We start from the raw sequence: 6,576 nt of genomic DNA on the forward strand, positions 1-6,576 counted from the left end.
AGTGTAATCGGCGTGACCGGGGCGGAAAACGTCGGCGAGCTTTTCGTACGCGGACGATTTCTGGTCGGCGTTCACGAAAGCGATCGCGAGTGGCGTACCGGTCGTACGCCCCTCGAACAGGCCGCTCCACACCTGAATGGCATCCGCCTCGTTGCGCGGTGTCGTGATATCCGACTGGCCCGGCCGCCGGCGGTCCATCTCGCGTTGCACCGCGTCGACATCGACGTCAAGCCCCGCGGGCAGGCCGTCGATGACGACGCCAAGCCCGTGCCCGTGGCTTTCGCCGAAGGTCGTGACGCGCAAAAATCGGCCGAAGCTGTTGGAGGCCAAGTTGCGTTTCCTGTTCGTGTGACGACGATAAGGCGGCTCGTTGCCCGCGTTTCTCGTTGCGACTATCTATTTCCTATTTCCTATTTCCTATTTCCTCTTTCCTATTTCCTATTTCCTATCCTATTTCCTCTTTCCTGTTTCCTATTTCCCCGTTCCTCTTTCCTCTTTCCGCGTACCCCGTTACTTTTGGCGCCACTCATGTCCGCCCACCGCGCCGATATCGACTCGTTCACCCCCGCCATGCGCCAGTGGGCCGAGGTGAAGGCGCGTTATCCGGAGCACATCGTGATGTTCCGGATGGGCGACTTCTACGAGATGTTCTACGAGGACGCGGAGATCGCGGCAAGGCTTCTGGATCTGGCCCTCACCGCGCGCGACAAGAACTCGAAAAATCCCGTCCCGCTCGCGGGCATCCCGTACCACGCGCTGACCGGATACCTCGCCAGGCTCGTGCGCGCCAACGTGCGCGTGGCGATCTGCGAGCAAATCGAGGATCCCAAGACCGCCAAGGGCGTCGTGAAGCGCGCGGTGACGCGCGTCGTCACCGCGGGCGTCGCGCTCGAGCCCGAAACGCTCGATGAGCGCGCGCCGAACTATCTGATGGGCCTGACGCGCGACGGCGAGCGCTTCGGATTCGCGTTCGCGGACCTTTCGACCGGCGAGTTTCTCGTCGGCGCGATCGCGGACGCCGCGCGCGTCGCCGCCGAAATTGCCCGGCGTGAACCGGCGGAGATCGTCTGCCCCGCGCCTCTTCGCGAAGACGCCGGCCTTGCCGCCCTGCTTGCCCAGGCCGACGCCGCGATGGTGACGTGGACCGACGGCGACGCGTTTGATCCCGGTCGCGCGCGTGCAAAGCTCGCCGAGCAATTCCCGGAGGCCGGCATCGACCGCATGGACGACGCGCGCCTCGGCCCGGCGCTCGCGAGCGCCGGCGGCGTCCTTGCGTACCTGCTCGAGACGCAATTGCGCGATCTGCCGCACGTCAACCGCCTGAGCGTTTTTTCCGGCGACGAGTTCATGATCGTCGACGAAACGGCCAAGCGGAATCTCGAGCTTGTCGCTAGCCTGCGCGAGGGCGGCCGGCGCGGAAGCCTGCTTGGCGTCATCGACGACACGGTGACGCCGATGGGCGCGCGGCTCATTCGCCAATGGCTGCTCTACCCCTTGCTCGACGTGGAGAAGATCGTCGCGCGGCATGATGCGGTCGAGGAACTGTCGGCACGCGTCGTCGAGCGCGACGAGCTGCTTGGGCTACTTCGCGGCGTGCACGATCTGGAACGCCTTTGCGGGCGCATTTCGCTTGCCGCCTGCAACGCGCGCGACCTCGTGCTGCTGCGCGAAAGCCTCGGCATCCTGCCGCGCCTGGGCTCTCTTTTAGCCACGTTCTCGTGCGCGCTCGTCAAGACCCTTGCCGACGATTACGACGACCTTGCCGACGTGCGCGGGCTGCTCGAAAGGGCGATCGAGGACGAGCCGCCGTTTTCGATCCGTGAAGGCGGCATGATCCGCACCGGCCACGACGCCGAGCTCGACGACCTGCGCAAGATCGCGCGCGAGGGCAAGGGGTATCTGGCCGACCTCGAGGCGCGCGAACGCGAGCGAACGGGCATCAACAAGCTGCGCGTTAGCTACAACCGCGTGTTCGGCTACTACATCGAAATCAGCCACGCGCACCGCGCGTCCGTGCCGGACGATTACATCCGTAAGCAGACGCTCGTGAACGCGGAGCGCTACATCACGCCGGAGCTGAAGGAATACGAGGAGAAGGTCCTCACGGCGCAAGAGCGCATCGTCGAGCGCGAGTTCGAGCTGTTTTCCCGCGTGCGTGACGAGGTCGATCGCGAGATCGCGCGCATCCAGGCCGCGGCGCATCTGCTCGCGACGCTCGACGTGCTCATCTCGTTTTCGCGCGTCGCGGAAACGCACGGCTACTGCCGCCCCCAGGTTGACGGCGGCGACGCGATCGTCATCAGCGACGGCCGGCACCCTGTGGTCGAACGCCTCACGGCGGGCGAGCGGTTTGTCGCCAACGACACGCGGCTCGATGCCGGGCAGCGCCTGCTCATCATCACCGGCCCGAACATGGCGGGCAAATCGACCTACATCCGACAGGTCGCCCTCATCGTGCTGCTCGCGCAGGTCGGCTGCTTCGTGCCGGCGCGAGAGGCGAAAATCGGCGTGGTCGATCGCATCTTCACGCGCGTGGGCGCGTCGGACAATCTCGCGCGCGGGCAATCGACATTCATGGTGGAGATGAGCGAAACGGCGGACATCCTTCGCAACGCGACCGACCGCAGCCTCATCGTGCTCGACGAGATCGGCCGCGGCACGAGCACCTACGACGGCTTGTCGATCGCGTGGGCGGTGACCGAATATCTGCACGATACGCCCGGCAAGCGCGCGAAGACCCTCTTCGCAACGCACTACCACGAGTTGGTTGACCTCGCTCGCGAGCGCGACCGCGTAAAAAACTTCAACGTCTCCATCCTGGAACGCGACGAGAACCTCATCTTCCTGCACCGTATCGTGGCCGGTGGCGCGAGCCGCAGCTTCGGCGTGCAGGTCGCGCGCCTCGCGGGCCTGCCGGACGCCGTCGTGACGCGCGCAAACGAGATCCTGAAGAACCTGGAATCGATCGAGCTCGACGAGTTCGGCCACGCGAAACTCGCCGCGCCGCGCGAATCGGCCGAGGCGGCGCGCGGGCAACTGACGTTTTTTGCTCCCGCCGCGCGCCCGCCGGCTCCGTCCGCCGTGGAACGGGAGCTTGCGCTCCTTGATCCCGAAAACATGACCCCAATGCAGGCGCTTGCCGCGCTCGCCGCGTTGAAGGGAATGTTGAAACGATCATGATCCGCCGAGCGCTTTTCGCCGGGGCGATGATCGCCATGTGCGCGGGCGCGCTTCATGCCCGCGACGCCGTGGAGGCGCGGTACGTCGAACTAAAGGACGGCTACGCGAAGCTGACGGACGACAAGGCGCGCAAACTTTATCGGCACAACTGGCTAAAACTCGTGAAGGGATTCGTGGAGCTGGAACGGCGATATCCCAAGTCCGCGCGCGCGGACGACGCGCTCTACATGGCGGCGAAGCTCTACGAAGAATTGTACGAAGTGAGCTTCGCGAGCGACGACCTGCGCGACGCGGTGCGCCTGAACGACGAACTTGCGAAAAAGTATCCGTCCTCGAATCTCGCCGACGACGCGCTCGTGCGCGCGGCGCGCATCCTCGAGCGGCTGGGGGACAAGTCCGGAGCCTTCGAGCGCTATGAGCGCTGCGTCGCACGGCATCCTCGGGGTGATCTGACGCACGAGGCGCGAAAGGCGGCAAAACGTCTTGCGCCGAAGGTGGCCAGGGCGACTGCCACCCCGGCGCCGACGCCCAAACCGCCCGCCGCGCCCGCCGACGAGCTTGCACAAATACTCTCCGCGGAGCTTGGCGTGCCGGTGCTGACGCGCGTCGATCATTGGAGTGACGAGGACTACACGCGCGTCGTCATCGAGACATCCGAAAAGGTCGACTTCGAGCACGCGCTGATCGAAAAATCCGACGGCAGCGATCTGCCGCGCCGTCTCTACTTCGATCTGCATGGCGCGGCGCGCGCGCCGGACATCGCGAACGAGCTGCCAATCCACGACGGGTTGCTTGAGCGCGTGCGCGTCGGTGAATTCAACGAGGACACCGTGCGCGTCGTGCTGGATTTCGACAACGTCGAGGACTTCACCGTCTTTCCGCTGCTCGATCCGTTCCGCATCGTCGTCGATGTCACCGGCCGCCGGACCGCGCCGGAGGCGGGCGCGCCGTGGGTGGTCGTCATCGATGCGGGTCACGGCGGCAAGGACCCCGGCGCGATGAGCAAACACGGCGGTCGCGAGTCGCTCATCACGCTCGGCATCGCGCGCGAGGTGAACCGTCTTCTGGCGCAAAATCCCCGCGTGAAACCGGTGATGACGCGCGCGACCGACGAGTTCATCCCCCTGCCCGGCCGGACCGCGATCGCCAACCGCGCCGGCGCGGACCTGTTTGTGTCGATCCACATCAACGCGGCGCGAAACCGCGACGCCGCCGGCGTCGAAATCTACCATTTCGCGCCCCGGGCCAGACCCGAGCATCGGGAACTCGTAGCCGCGGAAAACCAGACCGACGCCGAAAGCGTCGTCGCGCTGGATGACCTGATCACGGTGCTCAACTTGTCGCACAAACATGTCGAGAGCCAGATGCTGGCGCGCGCGGTTCACACGCGCATGCTTTCGAACGCGCGCGCGCGGTACGCCGACGTGGTGGAGCGAAAAGTGCACAGCGCGCCGTTTTACGTGCTGCTTGGCGCGCGCATGCCGGCCGTGCTCGTCGAGTGCGGATTCATCACCAATTCCGTTGAGGGAAAACGCCTGAAAGACGCCGCGTATCAGAAAGAGCTTGCCAAGGGCATCGCGGACGGCATCATGGAGTTCCTGGAGGGCTACCAATGACGCCGGACATCGACGGGCTGATCGATCAGTACCTCGTTTATATCCGAGCGGAAAAGGGCCTCGCGAAAAACACCGTTGAGAGCTACTTGCGCGACCTCGTAAAGTTTTCCCGTTATTGCGAGCGGCAGAATCTGATGGATGTTTCCCGGGTGCGTCCGCAGCACCTGCTCGAGTTTGTCGGTGAACTCCGCGAGGCCGGCATGTCCGCGCGCACCGCGGCGCGCAATCTCATCGCCGTTCGCGGCCTGTTTCGATTCGCGCTCGAGGAAAACCACCTCGCCTCCGATCCCTCCGAACTCGTCGAACTGCCGCGCATGAGCCGCGAGTTGCCGCACGTCTTGACCGAGGCCGAGGTCGAAGCGCTGCTCGCCGCGCCGGATATCGACAAGCCCGAAGGCCTGCGAGACGCGGCGATGCTCGAATTGATTTACGCCGGCGGCCTGCGCGCCACGGAGATCGTGAGTCTTGGCGTCGGGCAGCTTCATCTTGAAGCCGATTTCGTTCGCGTTCACGGCAAGGGACGAAAAGAGCGCGTCGTGCCGATCGGCGACACCGCGGCGTGGGTTCTTTCGCGCTATCTGAATGAAGCGCGCGCGCAAATTCTGAAGAACCGCGTTTCCGACGCCCTTTTCGTATCGAATCGCGGCCGGGCCATGACCCGCCAGGCCTTCTGGAACATCGTCAAGCGCCTCGCACGAAAGGCCGCGATTAACAAGGACGTTTATCCGCACGCGCTGCGCCACAGCTTCGCCACGCATCTGCTGGCGCACGGCGCGAACCTTCGCGTCGTGCAAACCTTGCTCGGTCACGAGGACATCGCGACGACGGAGATCTACACGCACGTCGATCGCTCGCGCCTGAAGCGGCTGCACAAGTCCGCGCACCCGCGAGGCTGACGTCATGGCGCTTTCGGCCGTCGACCTCATGGCCTCCCCGCCAATCACGGTGGGCGCGAAGGATTCGATCCTCGACGCCAAGGCGACGCTGACGCGCTTTGACATCAACGCCGTGCCGGTCATGGCCGGGCGGCGCATCGTCGGTGTCTTGAATCGCCAGATCGCCGACAAGGCGCTGCACCACGGCCTGACCGACGCGCCCGTTTCCAAAGTGATGGAAAGCGACGTACCGAGCGTCGCGCCGGACGCGACGATCGCCGAGATGATGCCGCTTGTGCGCGGGCGGCGGCGGCTGCTGTGCGTTGTCGACAACGGCGATCTTGTCGGCGTCGTGACGCGCACGGAAATCTACCGGGCGCAAATCGAGGGCGAGGACGCCGTGCGCCCGCGCCAGCGCCGCGTCGCCGCGCATCCCTCGACGAACGTCGCGGATGCCGCCGAGCGCACCTTGCCGCCCGGCGTGCTCGCGCGCATCCGCGAGATCGGGCGCATCGCCGCCGAGGCCGGCGGCCTCGCGTACATGGTCGGCGGATGCGTTCGCGATCTGCTGCTCGCGCGCGCAAATCTGGATATCGACATCGCCGTCGAAGGCGACGCGCGCGCGGTCGCGACAGCGGCGGTCAAGCGGCTTGGCGGCAAGGTGCAAAAGCACGAGCCATTTCTTGTCGCCAAGATCACCTTCGACGACGGATCGAAGATCGACCTCGCCACCGCGCGCGTGGAGCATTACGCCAAGCCCGGCCGACTGCCGACCGTGGAGCGCTCCTCGATCCGCAAGGATCTCGCGCGGCGCGATTTCACGATCAACACGCTCGCGATACGCATCGACCCCGACGCCTTCGGCCATTTAATCGACGACCTCGGCGGGCTTGGCGATCTGGAGC

5 protein-coding genes are annotated in these 6,576 nt (G+C 65.3%); 4 read left to right on the top strand and 1 reads right to left on the bottom strand.

Going from position 1 to position 6,576, the window contains the following annotated elements; translation table 11 throughout:
- Window positions 1–330: chorismate synthase (locus tag K8I61_11010; GenBank protein MBZ0272557.1), on the bottom strand; the 330-nt coding region annotated here is incomplete at its 3' end.
- A gap of 219 nt (window positions 331–549) precedes the next feature.
- On the opposite strand from K8I61_11010, the gene mutS reads away from it, so the two are divergent.
- The 4 genes from mutS to K8I61_11030 all read left to right on the top strand — a co-directional run.
- Window positions 550–3,180 carry a DNA mismatch repair protein MutS gene (gene mutS / locus K8I61_11015; GenBank protein ID MBZ0272558.1) on the top strand — a complete coding sequence of 877 codons (2,631 nt, stop codon included), beginning with the start codon at window positions 550–552 and terminating at the stop codon, window positions 3,178–3,180.
- Window positions 3,177–4,796 carry an N-acetylmuramoyl-L-alanine amidase gene (locus K8I61_11020; protein MBZ0272559.1) on the top strand — a complete coding sequence of 540 codons (1,620 nt, stop codon included), beginning with the start codon at window positions 3,177–3,179 and terminating at the stop codon, window positions 4,794–4,796. Before mutS ends, K8I61_11020 begins: the two co-directional genes overlap by 4 nt.
- Window positions 4,793–5,692: a site-specific tyrosine recombinase XerD gene (xerD, locus tag K8I61_11025; protein MBZ0272560.1), complete on the top strand. Its 900-nt coding sequence runs from the start codon at window positions 4,793–4,795 to the stop codon at window positions 5,690–5,692. The genes K8I61_11020 and xerD overlap by 4 nt, the downstream gene beginning before the upstream one ends.
- Window positions 5,693–5,696: 4 nt before the next feature.
- On the top strand, window positions 5,697–6,576 hold an 880-nt coding region (locus K8I61_11030), incomplete at its 3' end, for a CBS domain-containing protein (GenBank protein MBZ0272561.1).

The organism is bacterium, assembly GCA_019912885.1.
Taxonomy (GTDB): Bacteria; Lernaellota; Lernaellaia; order JACKCT01; family JACKCT01; genus JAIOHV01.